A 20,914-nucleotide genomic window follows, 5' to 3' on the forward strand; every position below is an offset into this window, starting at 1 on the left:
ACCTCGTCCGAAAATGCGACGAGCTGAGGCCCTCACCTCGACGGTGAGGACCCCAGCTGCGTCGGAAGGCTCGGCGTCAGGCGGGGAGAATGTTCTCCGCCTGCGGGCCCTTCTGACCCTGGGTGACGTCGAAGGTCACCTTCTGGCCCTCCTGGAGCTCACGGAAGCCGGAGGTCGCGATGTTGGAGTAGTGGGCGAACACGTCCGGGCCGCCACCCTCCTGCTCGATGAAGCCGAAGCCCTTTTCCGAGTTGAACCACTTCACGGTGCCATTAGCCATGTCAAATCTCCTTCGAGGCACTACCCGGGGATTCACACTGTGTGAATCCCGGCGTCGCCGCGCGATTGCCCCGTCCGGATACAGCACCGAAAATACAAAAAGTGCCTGGCGAAATGAATCCACCCAAGGCACTTGAAGTTTATGGGAACCACAACTGCAACTGAGTCGACTGTAGCACGGTGTGGTCGAACGTGCACGGAATTCGTCGCTCCGTGTCCCTTCGGGGCGCGCCGTGCCCGCCCGTGCCCGGGCCCAGCACGGCTCCCGCCCGGCGCGAGGGTCCGACGAAGGGGTGCTCGCCTGCGCGAAGCGGGTCCCCCGGAGCCGAGCCCCGCCCCCTCGCGGCCCCGGGTCGTCCCCGCCGCGTCGGAGGGCAGGAATTCCGTCCCGATGCCCGGGAACGGTGAAATGCGCCGTCCGTTCGGGCTACCGGCACGGGAACCTGCCCGGCGAATCTCAGGCGGTGACGAGTCCCACGACGAGGTTGACGGCGGTGGCCAGAATGCTCGTGCCGAAGACGTACGACAGCAACGAATGCCGCAGCACCACGGCGCGGATCCGCGAACTGGAGACATCGGTGTCGGAGACCTGATAGGTCATTCCCAGGTTGTAGCTGAAGTAGAGGAAATCCCGGTACGCGGGCGGCTGGTCGGAGTTGAAGTCGATCCCGCCGCCGGTGGTCCCGCAGTACAGGTACGCATAGCGCGTCGCGTACATCAGATGCAGTGCCGCCCAGGCCATGAACACCCCGCTGAGCCCGGTCGCGGCCGCCGCGTGGCCGGGGTCGGGCCCGCCTCGCAGCAGGATGACGACGATGCTGCCCAGTCCGCACAGAGCGACCACGACGATGATGATCTCGTCGATCACGGGCCGGAAGTCCTCGCGCCGGGCGGCGCGCCGCGTCGTGTCCGCGTCCATCGGCCACAGGACGATCCAGCCCGCCACGACGAAGAACGTCTCCGTCAGCGCGATGCCGGCGAGGATTCCCAGGGGTGCGTCGGTCAGTCCGCCGATGGCCGTGCCGATCGCCGCTCCCGCGATGACCGATCCGGCGAGCCGGGAAACCGCGGACTGCGGCAGCCGCTGTGTCATGACCCGTAACCGTAGCGGCGCGTCGGTCCACCCCCCGGCATTTCGTCCGCCGCGAGGATCCGGGTGCAGGAACGCTCTCAGGCGCTCACGCCCGCGTGCCGCGCTCAGGCCCTCAGGACGACGACCGCCTCGTCGGTGTACGCCAGGAAGGTCAGCGTCTCCTGGAAGTACAGCTCGATGCCCTTCGCGTCGTGCGCCGTGTAGCCGATCGCGAGGTCCTGGCCGAGGAGGAGCTCGAAGTCGCCGCCCCGTGTGGACACGACGAAGGCGCCGCTCAGCGCCGGCGCCCAGATCGGGTCGCCGCCGAGGATCCGGCCGAGGTGCGCCGCGATCGGGTAGCCATGGTCGGACGTCTCGCTGACCGCCGTATAGGCGTCTGCGCCCAGCAGGAGCGCGTACGGCCCGTCGACGCCGGCCAGCCTCAGTGACGTCAGCGCCCTGCTGATCGCGTCCGGGTAGTCGCGGGGCTCGGCGGGCAGGCTCAGCTCGGGGTTGGACGAGCGTGACCGCAGCCCTTCGATGCCCGCCGCCGGGTATCCGTCGAAGACGGCCCGGTCCTCCGCGAAGGCCATGGCGCGCGCCGCGTCCTTCACGGGCTGCCAGTCGGAGTCGTGCGCGCCGCGTTCGACGTCGTCCACGGCGGCCCGGCTCACGGTGAACGGGACGCGGAGTTCGACCAGCCGCCGTGCCTCGCGCAGCCGCGCCGTGACACCGGGGGCGGGCGGGTCGATCTCGGAGAGGTGGCCGGTGCCGGCGGCGGCGAGCCCGGCGCCCGCCGGGTCGGGGACGTCGACGACACGGCGTCCGGCGAGATGGCGCCGGAACGTGCGGCGGGCCTCTTCCTCGATCTCGGCCCAGGCCTCGGGGGTGATCGGGGCGAGTTCGCGGTGGAGGTTGTCGGTGGCGGCGGGGTTCGTCATGACGCTCAGGCTCCTTTGAGGCTGCCGATGCGCAGGGAGTCGCCGCGGTGGACGGTCCCGGAGGGCGGGGCGGGCAGATCGCCGAGGAGGTCGGCGCTGGGGACGAAGAAGAGGCAGCCGGTCACGGCGGTGGAGAAGTCGAGGATGCGGTCGGTGAGGCCCGGCGGATCACCGAGGAACATGTTGCGCAGCATCTGCTCCGTGACCGCGGGCGTCCGCGCGTAGCCGATGAAGTACGTGCCGAACTCACCGCGGCCGATGTCGCCGAACGGCATGTTCTCGCGGACGATCTTCTGCTCGGTGCCGTCGTCGTCGACGATCGTGTTGAGCGCGACGTGCGAGTCGGCGGGCTTGACGTCGTCGGCGAGTTCGACGTTGGCCGCCTTCGTACGGCCGATGACGTGCTCCTGCTGCTCGGTGGTGAGCGCCTGCCAGGCCGCCATGTCGTGGAGGTACTTCTGGACGATGACGTAACTGCCGCCCTGGAACGGCGGCTCGTCGTCGGTGACGAACACGGCGTCGGTCGCCTGGCCGCCCTCGGGGTTCTCGCTGCCGTCGACGAAGCCGAGGAGGTCGCGCTCGTCGAAGTAGCTGAAGCCGTGCACCTCGTCGACGACCGTCACGGCCGGGCCCAGGGCCTCGACGATCAGCCGGGCCAGCTCGAAGCAGAGGTCCATGCGGCGGGCGCGCACATGGAAGAGCAGATCGCCAGGCGTGGAGGGCGCCCGGTGCCGGGGGCCCGTCAGCGGGACGAACGGATGGAGCTCACGCGGGCGCGGCCCGCCGACGAGGCGGTCCCAGGCGTGCGATCCGATGCCCGCGACGCAGGTGAGGGTGGAGTCGGGCGAGCGGAAGGCCACGGAGCGCGTCAGTCCGGCCAGATCGGCGAGCGCGTCCCGTACGGCGGCCTCACCGCCGGGGTTGAGCGTCGCCACGAGGAAGACGGCGGCGTTGGGAGGGGGTACGACGACGGGCTGGGGGGTGACCATGGCGCTCCCGGCGGACGATGCGGTTCCCGTCAGGCGGCGGGGGTGATGGTGACCTTGAGGTGTTTCATGACCGGCTGGTCGCTCTGTGTGCTGTGGTCGCCCGGCGCGGAGGCGCTCAAGGTCCTGACCTTCCGCCGTGCGGGCGTGGGCCCGGGGCCGGCAATGTCCCTGCCAGCCTAGGCATACAGGGCAGATCGCGGCATTTCGGCCGGGCCGGGCGAGGAGGGCGCGCCGGCGCGGCCGCGTGCGAGGGGTGCGTCGGTCGCGCGGCCGACGTGTCGGTCATGTGGCCTTCGCGGTGGGGGTGAGCGGCAGATGGTAGAGCGCGAAGGCCTTGCCGATCACCGGCTGGGCGACGTTACGGACCCTGATACCGCCCGCCGTCATGCCGTGTTCGGTCCCGAGGTGGGCATGGCCGTGGACCGCGAGGTCGGCACCGGCCTCGTCCATCGCCTCCGCGAGGAGGTAGCTGCCGAGGAAGGGATAGATCTCGCGGGGCTCCCCCGCCAGGGTGTCCGGCACGGGCGCGAAGTGCGTCAGCGCGATCCGGAGCGCGCAGGCGTCGTCGGCCAGCTCGGTGAGCGCCCGCCGCAGACTGTCCGCGCTGCGCCGGGTGACGCGTACGAAGTCCTTCATCTCCTGTTCCCCGAACTCACCGGCGCTGCGGCCGGCGAACCCGCCGCAGAACCCCTTCGTCCCGGCGACGCCGATCCGCTCCCCGTGCAGGGACAGGACGGTGGTCGTGCCTTCCAGGACGGCGACGCCTGCGTCCGCGAGGACGCGGGACACCTCCGCCTCCTCCCCGGAGTGGTGGTCGTGGTTGCCCAGCACCGCGACCACGGGGACACCCACGTCGGCGACCTCGGCGGCCACCACCTCGGCCTCGGCGACGGCTCCGTGGCGGGTCAGGTCGCCCGCGAGGAGCAGAAGGTCCGCGCGGTCCGGGAGCGTCGCGAAGGAGGGGCGGAGCAGGCCGCGGGAGTCGGAGCCGAGGTGGATGTCCCCCACCGCGGCCACCCGTACGACGGGTCCGGCCTCGGGGGCCGCGCGGTCGACGGGGGCGCTCACGGCAGGTCCTCGTGGCCGTCGGGGGGATCGGCGCTCGCGACGCCCAGATCGGCGAGGACGGGCATGTCGCCCAGCTCGGCCTCGGCGATCCGCAGAATCTCTTCCCGGTGGTCGGCCGTCGGCAGGGTGCCGAACAGCAGTACGGACTCGCCGCGCATCTCGATCCGTACGCCTAGTTCGGCCATGTCCCCGCTCGCCAGCCGCTCCCGCAGCCGGGCGATGCGGTACTCGCCGGCGTCGCGCCCGTTCACGTCTCGCCCTCCTTCGGGATGACGCCGAGCCGTTCCAGGAGGTACAGGAAGGCGCCCGGCATGGGCTCCTCGCCGTGCTCCTCGCGCAGTCGCGCCCAGTCCACGCGCTCCCGCAGCCCGCGGGCGACCGGCAGCAGGGCACCGAAGTCGCAGTGGTGCTCCGACAGCGCCGCCAGGCGGCTGCTGAGGAGGTCGGTGGGGGCGAGGACGGGCATGTGCACGGAGTCCACGGGCAGCGACTCGGCGCGTTCGAGGAGCTCGGTGGTGACCGGTCGGTTGGCGAGCGCGAAGATGAGGTCGATCTCCTCGCCCTGGGTACGGGCCTTGACCAGCCAGTCCTCGGGCGGCTCGACGATCTCGACCTCGTGGTCCGCCAGCGCCTTCACGACGTCCTCGGCGTCCTCGCGGCGTACGGCGAAGTCGGTGTCGTGCTGGAGCGCGAGGGGAATGCCGTGGGCGTAGACCGCGACGCTGCCGACCAGCGCGAAGGGGCGACCGGACGCCTTCAGGAGGGAGCCCACGCGTTTCGTGGCCTCCAGGATCGCCTGCGTGTGATCGGCGGGCAGGGCGTCGTCCCGCGAGTGGGCCGTGGCTGGGGTTGCGTCCATCGCCTCTCTCCGTCCCGCGCCTGCGGCGGGGTGGCCTTCGTATGGTCCGGCGCCGCGAGGCGCGGATGCCCGCGGTACGCGAACGTGGTCGCGCATCACGGGCGGCGAACGTTCGGGCCGTCGTGTGGTGTGTGGGAGCAAGCGGGTACCCCGAATCGCCGTCGTCACGCCCGGGCCGTCGCCGAGTGTTCGCGGACCGCGATCCGGGCGAGTTTCGTCAGCATCATGCCGTTGCGTACCGCGACGACGTAGTCCACCGGAAGTCCGTGCATCCGGGTGCCCGGGCCGCGGAGGGGGTGCCAGTCGAGGGTGAAGAGGGTGTTCTCGCCCCAGGGCGTCAGGCGCATGGCGATGCGGGCGGCTCCGAAGGGGTCGGCCTTCGCCTCCAGTTCGAGGCGTCGCTCCGGTTCGCAGATGCGGACCACGCACGTGTCGTCGAGGGTCAGCCGGCCGGCGCCGACGCGGACCTTCAGACGGGCGCCCACGTCCGGCCAGTGCGGGTCCGCGGCGAGGACCTGCTGGGTGCCGGTCACCCACTCCCCGTAGCGGCGGCCGTCGGCCAGGAGGCGCCAGACCTCGGACGGCGAGCTCAGGATCAGACGGCGGTTCCGGGCCACGCTGGTCACGCTCCTTTACGGGCTTGACCTCCAGCCTGGCGCCTCACGCCCGCCGGCGCAGTCCGGCAGGCCCGAACGGAGCCTCCCGCCGCGCCCGGTGGGGCGTCGCGCCCTCGCACGACGCGCCGACACCCATGTCCGGGCATATCGTGCTTTCTGGTGGGTCGGACTCCCAGGAGGGCCCGCGTGTCGCGGCCCCGCCCACGCCCGTGCGATCGCCTCCGAAAGGCCTGCTCCCATGCATCCTGCGCTCAGCACCGAAATGCTCGCGAAGCTGCGTCAGCCGCGCCCGTATCCGGCCGTGTCACTGGTGATGCCCACGCACCGCCGGGAGCCCCACAACGCCCAGGACCCCGTCCGGCTCCGCAACCTCGTGGCCCGGGCCGGAACGCTGATCGACAACGACCCGGCGGTGACCCGTGAGCGGCGGCTGGACGTGCTGAGCCAGCTGGAGCAGGCCCTCACCGAGGTCGACCTCGCCCGCGCCGAGGACGGTCTGGTGATCTACGCGGCCCCCGGGGAGCACCTGGTGTGGACGGTGGCCCGGACGGTTCCCGAGCGCGTCGTCGTCGCCGACACCTTCCTCACGCGCAATCTCGTCGCCGCCCAGGCCGCCGAACAGCCCTTCTGGGCGCTGACCGTGGCCGCCGACCGGGTCGCCCTCTGGGACGGCGACTCGGAGCGCGTGCGTGAGCACACCGCGGACGGCTTCCCGCGTACGCGGAGCCTGGAGGACCCCGACGCCGAGCGCAAGGAGCGCATCGGGGACATGCCGAGCACGTTCCAGGACGAGCGGACCCGCCAGTTCCTGCGCGACGCGCACGAGGCGATGCGTGTCGTGCTCAGCTCCTCCCCGCGCCCCCTGTACGTGCTCGGCGAGGCGGCGGCGATCGCCCTTCTGGAGGACCTCGGCCAGCTCGGCAAGGACACGACGACCGTCCGGAGCAGTGGCCTGGCCTTCGGACCGGCGGCGGATGTGTGGCGGGCGCTGGAGCCTCTTCGTACGGCGAGAGAGGCCGCCGACACGGCCACCGTGGTCTCCGAGCTGGATGCCGCGCAGGGCCGCCGCGAGTTCGCCGGGGGCCTCGACGAGGTCTGGGTGGCCGTGAGGGAGGGCCGGGTCCGTCTGCTGGCCGTCGAGGAGCACTTCCAGACGGTCGTCCGCGACTACGGCGACCACCTCGAACCGGCCGACCCCTCCGACCTCGACTCGCGGGACGACATCGTGGACGAGATCGTCGAGCAGGCGCTCGCGACCGGAGCGGCGGTGCGCTTCGTCCCGGACGAGACGCTGTCCGACTCGGGCCGGATCGCCGCCGCCCTCCGCTACTGAGCCGCGCGAGGTACGGAATCGCGACCGCGAGGTACGGAATCGCGACGTGGAGCGCCGGGCCGTCCTCTTCGCGAGACGGTCTACGCGCCGGCCAGCTGCTCCACGAAGGCCTGCTCGTCCTTCTCCGAGAGCGACGTCTTGAGGACGTTCCCGCCGAAGGACTGCATGGCGGCGGCGAACTTGTCCTCGGTGACCTTCGACGCCATGATCACCACCGCCGCGGAGCCGGGCTGGAGCAGCGAGTCGACCTTGCTGCGGAAGTTCTTGTCGACCCCCATCTGGTTCAGCTTGCCGATGAGCCCCCCGAGCGCGGCGCCGACCACGCCGATGCCGGGGGTGAGGATGAGGATCCCGAAGACCATGCCCCACAGCGCCCCCGCGGTGGCGGAGACAGCCACCTTCTCGGTCTTGGCGGGCGTGTCGACGTGGGTCTCACCGTCCTGGTCGACCGTGACGACGGCGAGCCCGCTGAGTTCGACGATGTGGTTGTTGTTGAGCTCCTGCACGGCCTTGAAGGCCTTCTTCGCGACGGCAGGGTCGTCGTAGCCGATAACGATGAGCTCGGACATGATCATCTCCTTTGCCACCAAACCAGTCACTCCGCACCATATGCTCACATTCGGACGAGGGCATCAGGCGCGCGGACGCGCGGAGTCGCTGTGGCGCGGGGAGAGTGACGTGCATGCGTGACGGCGGCCCGGGAACCCCGGGCGACCCTCCCCGTTCGCCCGGAGAGCCGGTGCCGCCCGAGTTGGAGCGGAGCGACACGGAGTTCGGTGACGAGATCGGCCGGGCGGCGATCTCGACCGGCCTCCTGCCGGCGCCACCCGTGGTGGATGCGCTGCTGCGGGAGACGCACGCCCGCTACCTGCCGTCGGCGGAGGGGCGGGTGGCCGACTACATTCCGGCGCTCGCGCAGGCGGACCCCTCATGGTTCGCGCTGAGTGTCGCCGACACGAGCGGCCGGGTGCACACGGCCGGCTGCGCGGACCGGTCCTTCTCCATCCAGTCGATCTCGAAGGTCTTCGTCTTCGCTCTCGTCTGCGAGGAGCTCGGCCACCTCGGTGTGTGGGAGGCCGTGGGGGCGAACAACACGGGGCTCCCCTTCGACTCCGTCATGGCACTGGAGCTGAACGCCGGATCTCCGATGAATCCGATGGTCAACGCGGGAGCCCTGGTGACCACCAGCCTGGTGCCCGGTGACAGCCCGGTGGCCAAGTGGACGTTCCTCCATGACGGCCTGTCCGCGTTCGCGGGGCGGCGGCTCGAACTCGACGTCGCCGTGTACGAGTCCGAGGCCGCGGCCAACCAGCGCAACCGCGGCATCGCCCGGCTGCTGGAGAGTTACGGCCGGCTGGCCTTCGACCCACTGGAGACCACCGACCTCTACACCCAGCAGTGCTCCCTGAAGGTGACCGCACGGGACCTGGCCGTCATGGGCGCCACCCTGGCCGACGGCGGCATGAACCCGCTGACGGGCGTCCAGGTCGTCACGCCCGGCACCTGCCGCCGGGCGCTGGCGGCGATGGCGGCCTCCGGGCTGTACGAACGGTCGGGCGACTGGCTGTACGACATCGGCATGCCCGGCAAGAGCGGCGTGTCGGGCGGCATCGTCGCCGTGGCGCCGGGCAAGTGCGCCGTGGCCTCCTTCTCCCCTCCGCTCGACTCGGCGGGCAACAGCGTGCGCGGTCAGCGCGCGGCACGCCATCTGTCCCGCGTCCTCGGCCTCAACCTCTTCGCCTCGACGCCCATGGAACGCTTCACGTCGCGGCCGGACGCGTAGCCCGATGCGCCGTCAGATCCCCGCCGAGGACTGGGACTCGGCCTCCGCGCGGTACAGCCGTCGCAGGCGCACCACACCGAGGTCGTGCTGGTACAGGTTCTCCCGCTGGTCGGCGTCGGCGGGCATGCCTTCGAGCATGACGCGGTCCTGTTCCAGGACCTCCCAGTGCCGCTTCTCGATCAGCGTCCGGTAGAGGAAGCGCCAGGAGTCGCGCTGCCAGCCCTGGACCGTCCGGTAGCGCCAGAAGAAGACGCCGGTGCGTTCGGCGTCCACCGGGCAGGCCATGCCGACGATGCCGAACGGGCCGCCGGGGCCCGCCGAGGGCGGGTACGGGATGGAGAGGTCCACCCAGTCCACACCGGTGCGGCACAGCTCCACCCAGTCGAAGTTGACGCCTCGCTGGTCCGTCTTCTCGAAGAAGTAGCCGCGGTCGGTCTCCCGGATGCGGAACTTGGCCGTGGTGTCACCGTCGAACATCGTGTGGGACTCGTGGTGCAGGAAGGCGCCGTGCATCGGGTCAAGCAGGTTCTCCACCGCGTACCGCCACGGCACGTTCCACTCCGCGTAGCAGAGGAAGGCGTCCGTCTCCGGGTCGACGAGCGGGTCGGGGAGTTCCAGCGGCACCGGCTCGGGGTGCTCCTCGTCGCCGAAGTACGCGAGCACCGCGCCCGCCACCTCGCGCACCGGGAGCGAGGTGACCAGCTTCTTGCCCTCCAGGTTGCAGCCCGGCAGCCCCGGCACGGACGAGACGGTGCCGTCCGTCTCCACCTCGACGCCGTGGTACCAGCAGGCGACCCGGTCGCCGAGGTGCTTGCCGAGGGAGAGGGGCGCGCCGCGGTGGGGGCAGCGGTCCGCGAGCATGGCGAGGGTGCCGTCGGAGCGGCGGAACAGGAGCCACTGCCCGCCGAGGGCGGTGACCTTGCGCATCGCGCCGGGGGCGACGAAGTCCGAGGGGACGACGGGGTGCCACTGGTTGCGCAGGCCGTGGGCGTAGATGTGGTCCGCGGAAGCGGTCGTGGACAGCGTCATGGTCAGGCTCCCAGTCGGTGCATCTCGGCGCGGAACGAGGTCTCGGTCCACGGCTGCCCGTCCGGGGCGTGGACCTTGCGGGCGTTGAGTCCGCGGACGACGTCGGGCAGTTGGTGGCCTTCGTTCGTGAAGACCTCCTCGAGCGTGGCGGCCAGCTTGTACTCGTACGGGCTCGGTTCACGCGTACGGCTCTGGTGGATCTCCAGGTACGGCCAGGAGTCGGTCATGGTGTCTCCAGGGGAGGTTCGGGCGGACGAAGGTCAGAGGTCGAGGACGAGCCGGCCGGAGGCGCACCGCGAGACGCAGATCATCATCGTGGCGTTCACGGCGTGTTCGGCCTCGCTGAGGAGGAAGTCGCGGTGGTCGGGGACGCCGTCGATCACCCGGGTCTCGCAGGAGCCGCAGATGCCGTCCCGGCACGAGCTCCGCACGTCGAGTCCCGCGGCCTCGGCGGCGTCGAGGATCGAGGTGCCGGGTCCGACGTCGAGCGTCAGCCCGGAGGTGCGGCACTCGACCTCGAAGCCCCCGTCCTCTCCCCCGCGCTCGACCACCGGGGCGGAGAACCGTTCGAGCCGCAGCCGCTCCGGCGGACACCGCTCCTCGACGGCGGCCAGGAGCGGCCCGGGGCCGCAGGCGTAAACGAGCGTGTCCTCGTCCAGACCGGCGAGCGCCGCGTCGAGGTCGATGTGCCCGGCCTCGTCCTGGGGTACGAGGGTGAGGGCGCCGCCGCCCAGCGCCGTGAGCTCGGCGGTGAAGGCCATGGAGGCGCGGGTGCGACCACCGTGGACCAACCGCCAGCGGGCGCCGCGGCGCTCCGCCTCCCTCGCCATGGCGAGCAGCGGGGTGATGCCGATGCCACCGGCCACGAAGACGTAGCCCCCGGCGTCCTCCAGGGCGAAGTGGTTGCGCGGTTCGGAGACGGTGACCTGCTGGCCGGGGCGGAGCGCGGTGTGCACATGGCGTGAACCGCCGCGGGACGCGGGCTCGTTGAGGACGCCGATCCGGTAGACGCCGGCCGACTGCGGGTCGCCGCACAGGCTGTACTGCCGTACGAAGCCACCGACGTGGACGTCGACATGGGCGCCCGGTGTCCACGCGGGCAGCGGCTTTCCGTCCGGGTGGACGAGCTCGACGGAGAGGACGCCGTCCGCCTCCCACGTCATACGGTGGACGACCAGCCGCAGCGACTTCTCGCTCATGATCTGCTGCCTCCTGACTGTCTTGGGGGACGGGGCCTACTGCCCCGGGATCCGTACGGGCGGGGTGAACGGGTTCTTCATGGGCCCGAGGGCCGTGAGGTCGACCTCGACGAGCACCGGGCCGTCACCGGCCACGGCCCGCGCGATCACCGGCTCCGCCTCTTCCTCGGCCGCGATGCGCAGATACGGCAGGTGGCAGGCGCGGGCCAGCGCCGCGAAGTCCGGGGTGACGAGGTCGACGCCCGAGCGGCGCTCGGCGTACCGGTCCTGCATGTTGCGCAGGACGCCGTAGCCGCCGTCGTTGAAGACGAGGAGCGTGAGGCGTGGCCGCTCCTGGGCGAGCGTGAGGAGTTCGCCGAGGTGGACGGCGAGTCCGCCGTCGCCGGCGATCACGACGGTGGGTGCGTCGGGGCGGGCGAGTGCGGCGCCGATGCCCATCCCGAGGCCCTGTCCGATGCCGCCGCCGCGCGGGAAGACGTTGTCCCGGGGGTCGTAGATCTCCAGGAGGCGGTTGCCCCAGCTGCTCGACGGGATCGTGACGTCGCGGGCGACGACCGCCTCGCGGGGCAGCGCGGCCCGCAGGGCGTCGCAGATCGCGGCCTGGGGGCCGATGCCGTCGTGCAAGGCGGCCCGTACGTCGGCGCGTACGGTGGCGACGCGCGCGCTCCAGCCGTCCTCGGCCGGCCGGGCGTGCGGGAGAAGCCCGTCGAGGACGGCGCCCGCGTCGCCGTGCAGGGGGTGGGTGACCTGGTGGACCCGGCCGAGGGCGGCCGGGTCGGCGTCGATCTGGATGTGCGCCGTGGGCAGCTCGAGCGTGTAGTCGGCGGTCTCGTTGGAGCGGAAGTGCGTGCCGACGGTGAGGAGGACGTCCGCGTCCGCGAGCAGGGCCCGGACGGCCGGAGTGGTGGCGAAGTTGCCGATGACCCGCTCGTCGTCCTCGGGGACCGCGCCGCGCCCGGAGTTGGAGGTGACGAGGGCCGCGCCGGTCGCGTCGAGGAGCCGGGTCAGCTCACGACGCGCCCGGACCGCGCCGCCGCCGGCCCAGATCACGGGGCGGCGTGCGGAGGCCAGCAGGGCGCCGGCCGCGTCCAGTTCACCGTCCGTGGGGGTCGGGAGCACGGGCGCGGGGAAGGTGGACGGGGCATCGGTCTGGGCCGCGTACTGGAGGTCGATCGGCCACTCGACGCTCGCCGGCCCGCCCGGCGTGGCCAGCGCCGCGCGCGCCGCCTCGCGCAGGATCCGTCCCGCCTGTTCCGTGTCGGGGACGCTCGCCGCGTACGCCGACACGGCGGTCAGCATGCCCAGCTGGTCCTTGGTCTCGTGGATGAACCCCCGTCCGCTTCCGAGGAATTCGCTCTCCACCTGGCCCGTGACGTGCAGGACCGAGCTGCCCGCGCTGAGTGACTCGATGAGCGAGCCGGCGGCGTTGCCCGCGCCGGTGCCGGTGGAGGTGAGCGCGCAGCCGATCGAGCCGCGCGCCCGTCCGTAGGCGTCCGCCGCGTTCACGGCGGACGCCTCGTGGCGTACGGGCACGAACCGCAGGTCGCGGTCGACGGCCTCCACCAGCGGCAGGTTGTGCACGCTGACGATGCCGAAGACGGTGTCGATGCCGAGTTCGCGCAGGACGGCGACGAGGAGATCGCCTCCGTTGTCGTGACGCATGGTGTCTCCTCAGAGGATGGAGCGGCCGACGCCGCCGCAGACGTCGATGCTGGTGCCGGTGATGTACGAGGCTCGGGGCGAGAGCAGCGCGACGATCGCGTACGCGACCTCCTCGGCCCGGCCGAGCCGGCCGAGCGCGATCCCGCGGTCGGCGGCGAGCTCCGCCTGCCACCCCTCGTAACTCAGGCCGGAATCCGCGGCGGCGTACCGGCGGGTCCACTGGCCGGTGTCGACGAGGCCCAGGCAGACCGAGTTGACCCGGATGCCGTCGGCGGCGAGTTCGGCCGACAGGGACTTGGAGAGGTTCAGGATGCCGGCGCGGGCGGCGCTGGTGGTGATGAGCCGGGTCTCGGGCTGCTTGGCGAGAACGGCGTTGACGTTGACGACGCTCGCCGCGTCGGAGGCGGCCAGATGGGGACGGGCGGCGTGCAGCGGGTTGAGGACCCCGGCGAACTTGAGTTCCAGTTCGTCGCGCCAGTCCTCGGCCGTGGCCTCGTCGAGCGCCTTCATCCGCGACTGCCCGGCGTTGTTGACGAGCCCGTCGACGGCGCCGAACTCCTCGGCGGTACGCCGGACGAAGGCGTCCACGGCGTCGGCGTCCCGTACGTCGCAGACCTCGGTCAGCAGCCGGCCGTGTCCGGCGCCGAGGGTGGCGGCCACGTTCTTCAGCCGTTCGGCGTCGCGGCCGCAGGTGGCGACGCGGGCGCCTTCGTCGAGCAGGGCGCGGACCGTGGCCAGGCCGACACCCGAGCTGCCGCCGGTGACCACGATGGCGCGGTCGGCGAGGCCCAGATCCATAACGCGTGACTCCTACAGCTCAGTTCATGGTGAAGCCGCCGTTGACGGCGATCACCTGTCCGGTCAGATAGCGGGACTCCTCGCCGAGCAGGAAGGAGACGATCCCGGTGATGTCCTCCGCCTGCTGCGGCCGGGTGACGGCCCGGTTCGCGCGGTAGAGGTCGTGGCGCTCGGCGGGCACGGTCTCGGTCGCCTCGCCCTCGGTCAGCCCGGGGGCGATCGCGTTCACGGTGATTCCCCTGTCGCCGAGCTCGCGTGCCATCGCCCGGGTGAGGGCGATGACCGCCCCCTTGGAGGCGATGTAGTGGGCCAGGCGGGGAGAGCCGTAAAGGGCGGCGTCCGAGGCGATGTTGACGATCCGCCCGGGCGCGGTGAAGAGCGGGTGGAGCGCCCTCGACACCAGCCACGGGCCGCGGGCGTTGACCGTCATCAGCCGGTCCCACACCTCGACGTCGATGTCCTGGAACTCGCTTCCGCCCACCCCGTTGGCGAGCGCGGCGTTGTTGACCAGGCCGTACAGGGGGCCGAGTGCGCGCACGGCGGTCGCCAGCGCGTCCACCGAGCCGGGGTCGGCGACGTCACACCGTACGAAGTGGGCGTCGGCGCCCTCCGCGCGCAGTTCGGCGGCGGCGTGCTCGCCCCGGTCGGCGTCCAGCTCGGCGACGACGACCCGGAAGCCGTCGGCGCCGGCCCGGCGGGCCATGGCCAGTCCAAGGCCACGGCCCGCCCCGGTGACGACGACGACCCGGAGGTCAGTCACGGGTGACCCCGTGCATCGGGGAGTACTCGGGGTACGACGGCACCTGCGGCTTCTGCGTGCCGATGACGACGCAGAACAGGGCGTCGGTGTCACCCTCGTTCTTCAGGGAGCGGGTCACACCGGCCGGGACGACGATCATGTCGCGGTAGCCGAGGGTGCGGTACTCGGCCTCGTCCGGGCCGCGGTGGATGCCGACCTTGACCTCGCCCTCCAGGACGAAGAAGGCCTCCTCGACGTCGTGGTGGGTGTGCGCCGGGCCCTCGGCGCCGGGCGGCAGCAGCATGTTGGAGAAGGTGAAGCCGCCGGACGGGATGATGCGGCTGTCGCCCTCGTGGTTGCCGGTGGCGCCCGAGCCGACGTAGCGGATCTGGCCGCGGCGGTACTGCGGACCGGCCTTCTCCTGGAACGAGAGGGTGTCGAAGTCCGCCACGCGGGACGCCTTGGTGGCGATGAGGGAGTCGGTGTACGCGGCGAGGTCGTCGCCGTTGTCGTACGCGGTGGTGGTCAGAGGCATGGTGACAACTCCTGTTCGGGGATACGCGCGGTGATACGGAGGTGGGAGAGGAGCCAGGCGTTGAAGCGGCCCGGCTGCTCCTGGTTGGCCAGGTGACCGGCGTCCTTGACGATCACGAAGGCGGTCTTGTGGAGGGCCCCGGCGATCTCCTGGCTCGCCTCGATGCCGGTGACCGTGTCCTGGTCGCCGCAGAGGACGAGGGAGGGCGCGGCGATCGAGGGCAGTTCGGCGCGGAGATCGGCGGCGGCCATGGACTCGGCGGCGTACGCGTAGCCCGGCAGCCGCACCGAGGCGGCCATGGTGTCGACGACCCGCCGGACCAGCGCGTCCGGGGCGCCGGGCGACACCAGGCGCGGTCCGCGGGCCTCGGCGAAGGCGCGCGGACCGAGTTCGGCCAGCTCGCCGGCGCGGGCCCGCATGCCCGCGGCCTTCGTCGCGTCCGTGCCCGAGCCGGGGCTGGAGTCGGCGACGACGAGGGAGTCGACGAGTTCGGGATGGCGGGCGGCGAGCCGCAGCGCGATCACCCCGCCCCAGGAGACGCCGAGGACGTGTGCGCTCGTGCCGCGCTCCCGGATGACGGCGGCGGCCGCGTCCGCGAAGTCGTCGAGGGTGAGGGGGACTTCGGGGTCGGGAGAGGCGGCGTAGCCGGGGGCGTCCCAGGCGACGACCCGTACGTACGAGGAGAGTTCGGCGAGCTGCGGCGCGAAGGCGGCAGAGGAGGACCCGATGCCGTGCAGGCACAGCAGCAGCGGACCGCGCTCGCCGGCCTCCTCGACATGGACGTCTGCCTGAATATGGACGTCCGCCCGGACGGGAACACCGCGTTCGGCGCGGGCGCCGCCCCGGACATCGGCCTCGACGCCCGCCCGGGCGTCGGCGCGGGCACCGGCGCGGGCGTCGGCGCGGGCGTCGGCGCGGGCGTCGGCGCGGGCGGTCACAGGATCTGTCCCGTCCGCCCGGCGAGCGCCGCGAGGCTGCGGAGCACCGCGTACGGCACGACCCTGCTGGTGGCGGGGTTGTCCGCGTCCGGGACGTGCGCGACCTCGAAGCGGTACGCGCCGTGCGGGCCGGAGGCCTCGATCACGTGCCGGGTGTGGTGCGCGGCCGGATCGGCGACGACCCGGACCCGCACAGCGTCCAGGTCGCCGACCGCCAGCGCGACCGACGCGGCCACGTTCGTCGACTTGGGGAACTTCGCCGGCACCTCGCGAGCGGTGCCGGCCATGACCTCGACCGGTCCGGTCGCCGTCCGCATGAGGGTCAGCAACTCCTCGTCCATCCAGGGCTGCTCGAGGGTCGACGGCAGCTTGATGGTGGTCAGGCGGACCTCGTCCAGCGGGCCGAGCGCGCGGGCAGCCTGGAGCAGGTCGAGTCCGCCGACGGCGCCGCCCGTGAAGTAGACCCGCCCCGGCCCCGCCGCGAGCAGCCGCTCGGCGAGCTCGTCGTCGGTCATGGCCCCGCTGGAGGCGATCAGCAGGTCGGTGCCGGAGGCGAGCACGCGCTCGCCCCACTCCCGTACGACGCCCTGGCCCGCGGCCTCCACGACGAGGTCGCAGAGGTCGAGCGCCTCCTCGAAGGGGACCTGCGGGGCGGGTGCCGTCTCGCCGAGCGGACGGTTGTCGACGACACACGCCAGGGCGGCGCCGTCCACCCGCCCCTCGGCGAGGGCGGTGCCCACGGTCCGGCCGATCGCTCCCCAGCCGACCACTCCGACCTTGCGTACGCGTGCGGTGTTCATGCGATGTCCTTCCGGGCGTCGACGGGCGCGAGCGGGCCGGGGTCCGGCGTGCCCGCCATGTGGCAGCGGATCTCCTTCGACGGCGGGCCGGCCGTCCCCCAGAGGTCGGAGAGCTCCGGCACCCGCCGCCACACGCGGGCGATCCAGGTGTCCTCGACGATCTGCGCGACCTCGGAGGTGTACTCGCAGACGAGACCGGACGGATCGGTGAAGTAGGAGAAGGTGTTGTTGCCGGGGCCGTGCCGTCCGGGGCCCCACTGCGGGGTGATGCCGTGGTGGCGCAGCCGCCCGAGGCCCCGCATGAAGTGGTCGACCGAGCTCATCTCGTACGCGACATGGTTCAGCGAGGTCCACTCGGCCTGGTTGAAGGCGATGCAGTGGTGGTCCGCGTTGCAGCGCAGGAACGCCATCTGGTGCTCGGACCAGTCCGAGACGCGCAGGCCCAGGACGTCGCGGTAGAAGGCGACGGCGGCGTCGATGTCGGTGGTGTTCAGCACGGCGTGCGTGACCCCGACGGGCACCGCGCCGTCGCGGCCGCGCGGGACGACGGCCTCGACCTGGGCGCTGATCTCGACGAGCCGCCGCTCGGGGTCGGTGAACCGCAGGCCGTAGCCGCCACCCGCCTGGTCGAGCGGGCCGGGGCCGAAGACGGGGACGATGCCGCGTGCTTCGAGGCGCCGGGCGGCCTCGTCCACCTCGGCGGGGGTGGCGACGGCGAAGGCGAGCCGGCCGAGGCCCACGCGCTTGCGCTCGGTGAGGTGCAGGACGTGGTGCTCGTCACCGGTGCCGCGCAGCCAGCGCGCGCCGCTGTCGGACTCGACGGTCTCCAGCCCCCAGACCTCCTCGTAGAAGTCGGCGGCCTCGGTGAAGGCGGGGGTGTGCAGCTCGACGTAGCGCAGCGAGCGGAGCCGTGCGATGGGGCCGGGCGGTGCGGGGTGCATAGGTCTCTCCAGACGGGGCGGGCGTGCCGGGGCGGGCGGCCGGCGGTGCGCCGGGGGGCGGCGGGGGCGGGCAGCCGGGGCGGCTCGGGGGCGCGCCCGGCTCGGCGCGGGGGCGTACCCGGGGCGGGCGGCGCGGGGGCGGGCCGGGTCAGCCGGCCCAGGGAAGGGGGGCGTCGGAGGTGCCCCAGTACAGGGACTTCTGGCGCTGGTAGGCGCGGATCGCGTCGCGGCCCTTCTCCGTGCCGAGGCCGCTCTCCTTCCAGCCGCTGAACGGCGTGGAGGCGCTGAACTGCTTGTACGTGTTGATCCAGACGGTCCCCGCGTCGATCCGGCGGGCGAGCCGCCACGCGGCGCGCGCGTCCCGGGTCCAGATGCCGCAGGCGAGGCCGTAGACGGAGTCGTTGGCCTGGCGGACCAGGTCGTCCTCGTCCTCGTACGGAAGCGCCACGAGGACCGGGCCGAAGATCTCCTCCTGGCAGGTGCGGGAGGAGTTCGGCAGGCCGTCGAGGACGGTGGGCAGGTAGTACGCGCCGTCCCGGTACCGCTCCCCCTCCGGCACCGATCCGCCGCACAGGACCCGTCCGCCCTCGGACCGGGCAAGGTCGACGTAGGCGGCGACGGCGTCGCGGTGGCGGTGGTGCACGAGGGGGCCGACCTGGGTGGCGGGATCGGTTCCGGGGCCGACCCGCAGCTTCCGGACGCGTGCGACGAGCTCTCCGACGAAGGAGTCGTAGACCTCCCGGGCGACGAAGAGCCGCGAGCCGGCGATGCAGGACTGACCGCTGGAGGAGAAGATCCCGAACAGCACACCGGCCAGGGCCTGCTCGACGTCGGCGTCGGCCCGGACGATCGTCGGAGACTTTCCGCCGAGCTCCAGCGAGGCGGGGATCAGCTTCTCCGCCGCCACGGCGGCGATCGACCGGCCCGTCGCGGTGCCTCCGGTGAATCCGACGCGGGCGACGAGGGGGTGGCGTACGAGGGCGTCGCCGACCACCCGGCCGCTGCCGGGCAGCACGGAGAGCAGCGCCGTGGGCAGGCCGAACTCCTCCAGGGCCCGTGTGATCAGCCTGCCGAAGGCGAGGGAGACCAGGGGCGTCCAGGCGGCCGGCTTGAGAAGGACCGCGTTGCCCGCGGCGAGGGCCGGCGCGATCTTCTGGGCGTCGCTGGCGATGGGCGAGTTCCAGGGGTTGATCGCCCCGACAACCCCGATGGGCTCGTGCACGCTCATCGTGACGTACGCGCCACGGGAGGGGGTGAGCGCGTCCTCGGCGGTCTCCAGGGCGGCGGCGATGTAACGGAACGTGCCCGCCGCGCTGAGGGCGAGGGCGCGCGTCTCGGTGAGGGTCTTGCCGGTGTCGGCGGTCTGCAGCGCCGCCAGCTCGTCGGCCGCCTCCTCGGTGAGCGAGGCGATCCGGTGCAGCAGACGGGCGCGCTCGTGCGGGAGCAGCTCCCGCCACCGCGGGTCGGCCGCGGCCTCGGCGGCGGCCTCCGCGGCCTCGGCGACCTCCTCGGCGGAGGCGGAGTGCACGGTGGCGAGGAGCCGCCCCGTGGCCGGGTCGACGGTGTCGAGCGGCTCGCCGGCACCGCGCCGCCACTGGCCCGCGATCAGGATGTCGGTGGGGTGGTGGGGCACGGGGAACCTCCTGGCGAAGCCGTTCTCGAAGTGCTTGAAATCTAAGCGCTTAACTATTTCGACGCAAGACCCCCGGCTCGAAATCGTTGCGCAACAGGTCTTGAGCGTGGAGTGGACCCACCGCAAGGATGTGTGACGAGCCGGCGGGTTCTAGATTGCTAAGCCCTTAACCATTGACCGCTTAGATAGCTGAACCTACTGTCTCCGCAACTTCTCTGTTCGCGGAAGGACCCCTCCATGACGACTGTGGCCGGCAAGCAGGCCCTCGGCTCGATAGCCGCGCGACTCGAACGACTGCCGCACTCGCGCTGGCATGTCAAGGTGCGCTTTCTGATCGGCGCCGTCACCTTCTTCGAGGCGTTCGACCAGCTGTTGGCCGCCTCCGCACTGCCCGTCCTGATGAAGGAATGGAACCTGACCACCGGGCAGGCCACCTTCGCCGTGACCGCCGCCTCGATCGGCATGCTCCTCGGCGCCCTCGCGGCCGGATGGATGGGCGACCGGATCGGCCGGGTGCGTACGGTCGCTCTCGGTGTCGCCGTCACCGGGCTCGCCAGCCTCGCCGTCGCCTTCTCCGGCTCCATCGAGACCTTCTCGCTCTTCCGGTTCGTCCAGGGCCTCGGCATCGGCGGAGTGGTCCCCGTCGCCGCGACGTACATCAACGAGATCGCCCGCTCCGACAAGCGCGGCCGCTTCGTGCTGCTGTACGAGATGATCTTCCCGGCCGGTCTCGCCGCGGCGACGCTGGTCGCCGTCTGGGTCGTCCCCAACCTCGGCTGGCGCGCCATGTTCGTCATCGGCACCCTCCCCGTCCTGATCGCCGCCGCGCTGCCGCGCCATGTCGAGGAGTCCCCGCGCTGGCTCCTGGCCCGCGGCCGCACCGAGGAGGCCGAGGCCGCCATCGCCCGGATCGAGGCGGAAGTCGCCCGCGCCACCGCCGCACCGCTGCCGGCACCGGCCGCCGGAATCCCCGAGGACGTCACGCGGGCCGGCCGGCTGCGCGACCTGTTCCGGGGCCGCTACCTGCGCCGTACGGCGGTCCTCTCCGGGCTGTGGTTCGTCGCGTACTACGTCAACCACGGCATCTCCACCTGGCTGCCGTCGCTCTACACCAAGCAGTTCGGCCTGGACCTGACCACGGCCCTCGTCTACACGCTGCTGAGCAATGTGACGGGCCTGCTCGGCACGTTCCTCGTCGCCATGCTGATCGACCGCATCGGCCGCCGGCCGGCGCTGATGGCCGCGCTCGTCGGCGGCGCGCTCTCGCTGGGCGTGCTGGCCCTGGCGGGAGCGACGTCGGGCGGCCAGGTCGCCGTCTTCGCCTCCTGCACGACCTTCTTCCTGTACGCGATCAACGCGGGTCTCTACCTCTACTCCCCCGAGCTGTACCCGACGGCCAACCGGGCCAAGGGCGCGGCGTTCGGCGGTCTGTGGAACCGGCTCGGCGTCATCCTGGGGCCGGTCGTCGTCGGCACGATCATCGGCGCCGGCGGCAGCCTGTCCCTGGTCTTCGCCCAGCTCGCGGCCATGGCCCTGGTCGGTGCCGTGATCGCCTGGTTCGCGGTCGAGACCAAGGGCAGGACGCTGGAGGAGCTCAACCGCTGACACCTGGGCGTCGTACGGCCCGCCGGGGTGGCGAAACGCCACCGCCGCGGGCCGTCGGCGTCCCTCCGCCCCCGGGCTCGAATGCCTGAGCAGT

At 72.2% G+C, this 20,914-nt stretch carries 23 protein-coding genes; 3 read left to right on the forward strand and 20 right to left on the reverse strand.

The window, feature by feature from the left end; all coding sequences use genetic code 11:
- Positions 1 to 76: 76 nt before the first annotated feature.
- The 8 genes from ACFY8U_RS30195 to ACFY8U_RS30230 form a co-directional block, all read right to left on the reverse strand.
- A complete protein-coding gene (locus ACFY8U_RS30195) occupies positions 77 to 280 on the reverse strand; it encodes a cold-shock protein (RefSeq protein WP_015031667.1) in 204 nt (67 codons plus the stop codon).
- A 456-nt stretch (positions 281 to 736) separates the two neighbouring features.
- A complete protein-coding gene (locus tag ACFY8U_RS30200; protein WP_389575434.1) occupies positions 737 to 1,372 on the reverse strand; it encodes a DUF1345 domain-containing protein in 636 nt (211 codons plus the stop codon).
- 104 nt (positions 1,373 to 1,476) lie between these two features.
- On the reverse strand, positions 1,477 to 2,292 hold the full coding sequence (locus tag ACFY8U_RS30205; protein WP_389575435.1) for a family 1 encapsulin nanocompartment shell protein: 816 nt from the start codon (positions 2,290 to 2,292) through the stop codon (positions 1,477 to 1,479).
- 5 nt (positions 2,293 to 2,297) lie between these two features.
- Positions 2,298 to 3,281 carry a Dyp-type peroxidase gene (locus ACFY8U_RS30210; protein WP_389575436.1) on the reverse strand — a complete coding sequence of 328 codons (984 nt, stop codon included), beginning with the start codon at positions 3,279 to 3,281 and terminating at the stop codon, positions 2,298 to 2,300.
- 282 nt (positions 3,282 to 3,563) lie between these two features.
- Positions 3,564 to 4,349 carry a metallophosphoesterase gene (locus ACFY8U_RS30215; RefSeq protein ID WP_389575437.1) on the reverse strand — a complete coding sequence of 262 codons (786 nt, stop codon included), beginning with the start codon at positions 4,347 to 4,349 and terminating at the stop codon, positions 3,564 to 3,566.
- Positions 4,346 to 4,600 (reverse strand): hypothetical protein, encoded by a 255-nt coding sequence (locus ACFY8U_RS30220; protein WP_361598243.1) that lies wholly within the window; start codon positions 4,598 to 4,600, stop codon positions 4,346 to 4,348. Before ACFY8U_RS30220 ends, ACFY8U_RS30215 begins: the two co-directional genes overlap by 4 nt.
- On the reverse strand, positions 4,597 to 5,208 hold the full coding sequence (locus tag ACFY8U_RS30225; protein WP_389575438.1) for a nucleotidyltransferase family protein: 612 nt from the start codon (positions 5,206 to 5,208) through the stop codon (positions 4,597 to 4,599). Before ACFY8U_RS30225 ends, ACFY8U_RS30220 begins: the two co-directional genes overlap by 4 nt.
- A 164-nt stretch (positions 5,209 to 5,372) precedes the next feature.
- Complete coding sequence (locus tag ACFY8U_RS30230; protein WP_389575439.1) at positions 5,373 to 5,825, reverse strand: SRPBCC family protein; 453 nt, start codon at positions 5,823 to 5,825, stop codon at positions 5,373 to 5,375.
- A gap of 238 nt (positions 5,826 to 6,063) precedes the next feature.
- Here ACFY8U_RS30230 and ACFY8U_RS30235 point away from each other — a divergent pair, with 238 nt between their 5' ends.
- Entirely contained in the window at positions 6,064 to 7,158 is a 1,095-nt protein-coding gene (locus tag ACFY8U_RS30235; protein WP_389575440.1) for a chemotaxis protein, read from the forward strand.
- 80 nt (positions 7,159 to 7,238) lie between these two features.
- On the opposite strand, the gene ACFY8U_RS30240 is transcribed toward ACFY8U_RS30235, so the two are convergent.
- The gene (locus ACFY8U_RS30240; protein ID WP_389575441.1) at positions 7,239 to 7,727 is read right to left on the reverse strand and encodes a DUF1269 domain-containing protein; all 489 of its coding nucleotides are present in this window, start codon (positions 7,725 to 7,727) and stop codon (positions 7,239 to 7,241) included.
- 113 nt (positions 7,728 to 7,840) lie between these two features.
- On the opposite strand from ACFY8U_RS30240, the gene glsA reads away from it, so the two are divergent.
- The gene (gene glsA, locus ACFY8U_RS30245) at positions 7,841 to 8,941 is read left to right on the forward strand and encodes a glutaminase A (protein ID WP_389575442.1); all 1,101 of its coding nucleotides are present in this window, start codon (positions 7,841 to 7,843) and stop codon (positions 8,939 to 8,941) included.
- A 12-nt stretch (positions 8,942 to 8,953) separates the two neighbouring features.
- Here the strand turns inward: glsA and ACFY8U_RS30250 are convergent, their stop codons facing one another.
- The 11 genes from ACFY8U_RS30250 to ACFY8U_RS30300 form a co-directional block, all read right to left on the reverse strand.
- Positions 8,954 to 9,970 carry a Rieske 2Fe-2S domain-containing protein gene (locus tag ACFY8U_RS30250; RefSeq protein WP_389575443.1) on the reverse strand — a complete coding sequence of 339 codons (1,017 nt, stop codon included), beginning with the start codon at positions 9,968 to 9,970 and terminating at the stop codon, positions 8,954 to 8,956.
- Between the two features lie 2 nt (positions 9,971 to 9,972).
- Complete coding sequence (locus ACFY8U_RS30255; protein WP_389575444.1) at positions 9,973 to 10,197, reverse strand: recombinase-like helix-turn-helix domain-containing protein; 225 nt, start codon at positions 10,195 to 10,197, stop codon at positions 9,973 to 9,975.
- A 33-nt stretch (positions 10,198 to 10,230) separates the two neighbouring features.
- A complete protein-coding gene (locus ACFY8U_RS30260) occupies positions 10,231 to 11,169 on the reverse strand; it encodes a PDR/VanB family oxidoreductase (RefSeq protein WP_389575445.1) in 939 nt (312 codons plus the stop codon).
- 36 nt (positions 11,170 to 11,205) lie between these two features.
- On the reverse strand, positions 11,206 to 12,831 hold the full coding sequence (locus ACFY8U_RS30265) for a thiamine pyrophosphate-binding protein (RefSeq protein WP_389575446.1): 1,626 nt from the start codon (positions 12,829 to 12,831) through the stop codon (positions 11,206 to 11,208).
- A gap of 9 nt (positions 12,832 to 12,840) precedes the next feature.
- Positions 12,841 to 13,629: an SDR family oxidoreductase gene (locus tag ACFY8U_RS30270; protein WP_389575447.1), complete on the reverse strand. Its 789-nt coding sequence runs from the start codon at positions 13,627 to 13,629 to the stop codon at positions 12,841 to 12,843.
- A 19-nt stretch (positions 13,630 to 13,648) separates the two neighbouring features.
- Positions 13,649 to 14,389, reverse strand: a complete 741-nt coding sequence (locus ACFY8U_RS30275; RefSeq protein WP_389575448.1) for an SDR family oxidoreductase — start codon at positions 14,387 to 14,389, stop codon at positions 13,649 to 13,651.
- A complete protein-coding gene (locus tag ACFY8U_RS30280; protein ID WP_361673218.1) occupies positions 14,382 to 14,903 on the reverse strand; it encodes a cupin domain-containing protein in 522 nt (173 codons plus the stop codon). The genes ACFY8U_RS30275 and ACFY8U_RS30280 overlap by 8 nt, the downstream gene beginning before the upstream one ends.
- Positions 14,894 to 15,697 carry an alpha/beta fold hydrolase gene (locus ACFY8U_RS30285; RefSeq protein WP_389575707.1) on the reverse strand — a complete coding sequence of 268 codons (804 nt, stop codon included), beginning with the start codon at positions 15,695 to 15,697 and terminating at the stop codon, positions 14,894 to 14,896. The genes ACFY8U_RS30280 and ACFY8U_RS30285 overlap by 10 nt, the downstream gene beginning before the upstream one ends.
- Positions 15,698 to 15,837: 140 nt before the next feature.
- Positions 15,838 to 16,641, reverse strand: coding sequence for an aspartate dehydrogenase domain-containing protein (locus ACFY8U_RS30290; RefSeq protein WP_389575449.1), 804 nt, complete (start codon positions 16,639 to 16,641; stop codon positions 15,838 to 15,840).
- Complete coding sequence (locus ACFY8U_RS30295) at positions 16,638 to 17,582, reverse strand: VOC family protein (RefSeq protein WP_389575450.1); 945 nt, start codon at positions 17,580 to 17,582, stop codon at positions 16,638 to 16,640. The genes ACFY8U_RS30290 and ACFY8U_RS30295 overlap by 4 nt, the downstream gene beginning before the upstream one ends.
- 148 nt (positions 17,583 to 17,730) lie before the next feature.
- The gene (locus ACFY8U_RS30300; protein WP_389575451.1) at positions 17,731 to 19,215 is read right to left on the reverse strand and encodes an aldehyde dehydrogenase family protein; all 1,485 of its coding nucleotides are present in this window, start codon (positions 19,213 to 19,215) and stop codon (positions 17,731 to 17,733) included.
- Positions 19,216 to 19,452: 237 nt separating this feature from the next.
- On the opposite strand from ACFY8U_RS30300, the gene ACFY8U_RS30305 reads away from it, so the two are divergent.
- Positions 19,453 to 20,820, forward strand: coding sequence for an MFS transporter (locus tag ACFY8U_RS30305; protein ID WP_389575452.1), 1,368 nt, complete (start codon positions 19,453 to 19,455; stop codon positions 20,818 to 20,820).
- Positions 20,821 to 20,914 lie beyond the last annotated feature (94 nt).

The organism is Streptomyces sp. NPDC012508, assembly GCF_042902595.1.
GTDB lineage: Bacteria > Actinomycetota > Actinomycetes > Streptomycetales > Streptomycetaceae > Streptomyces.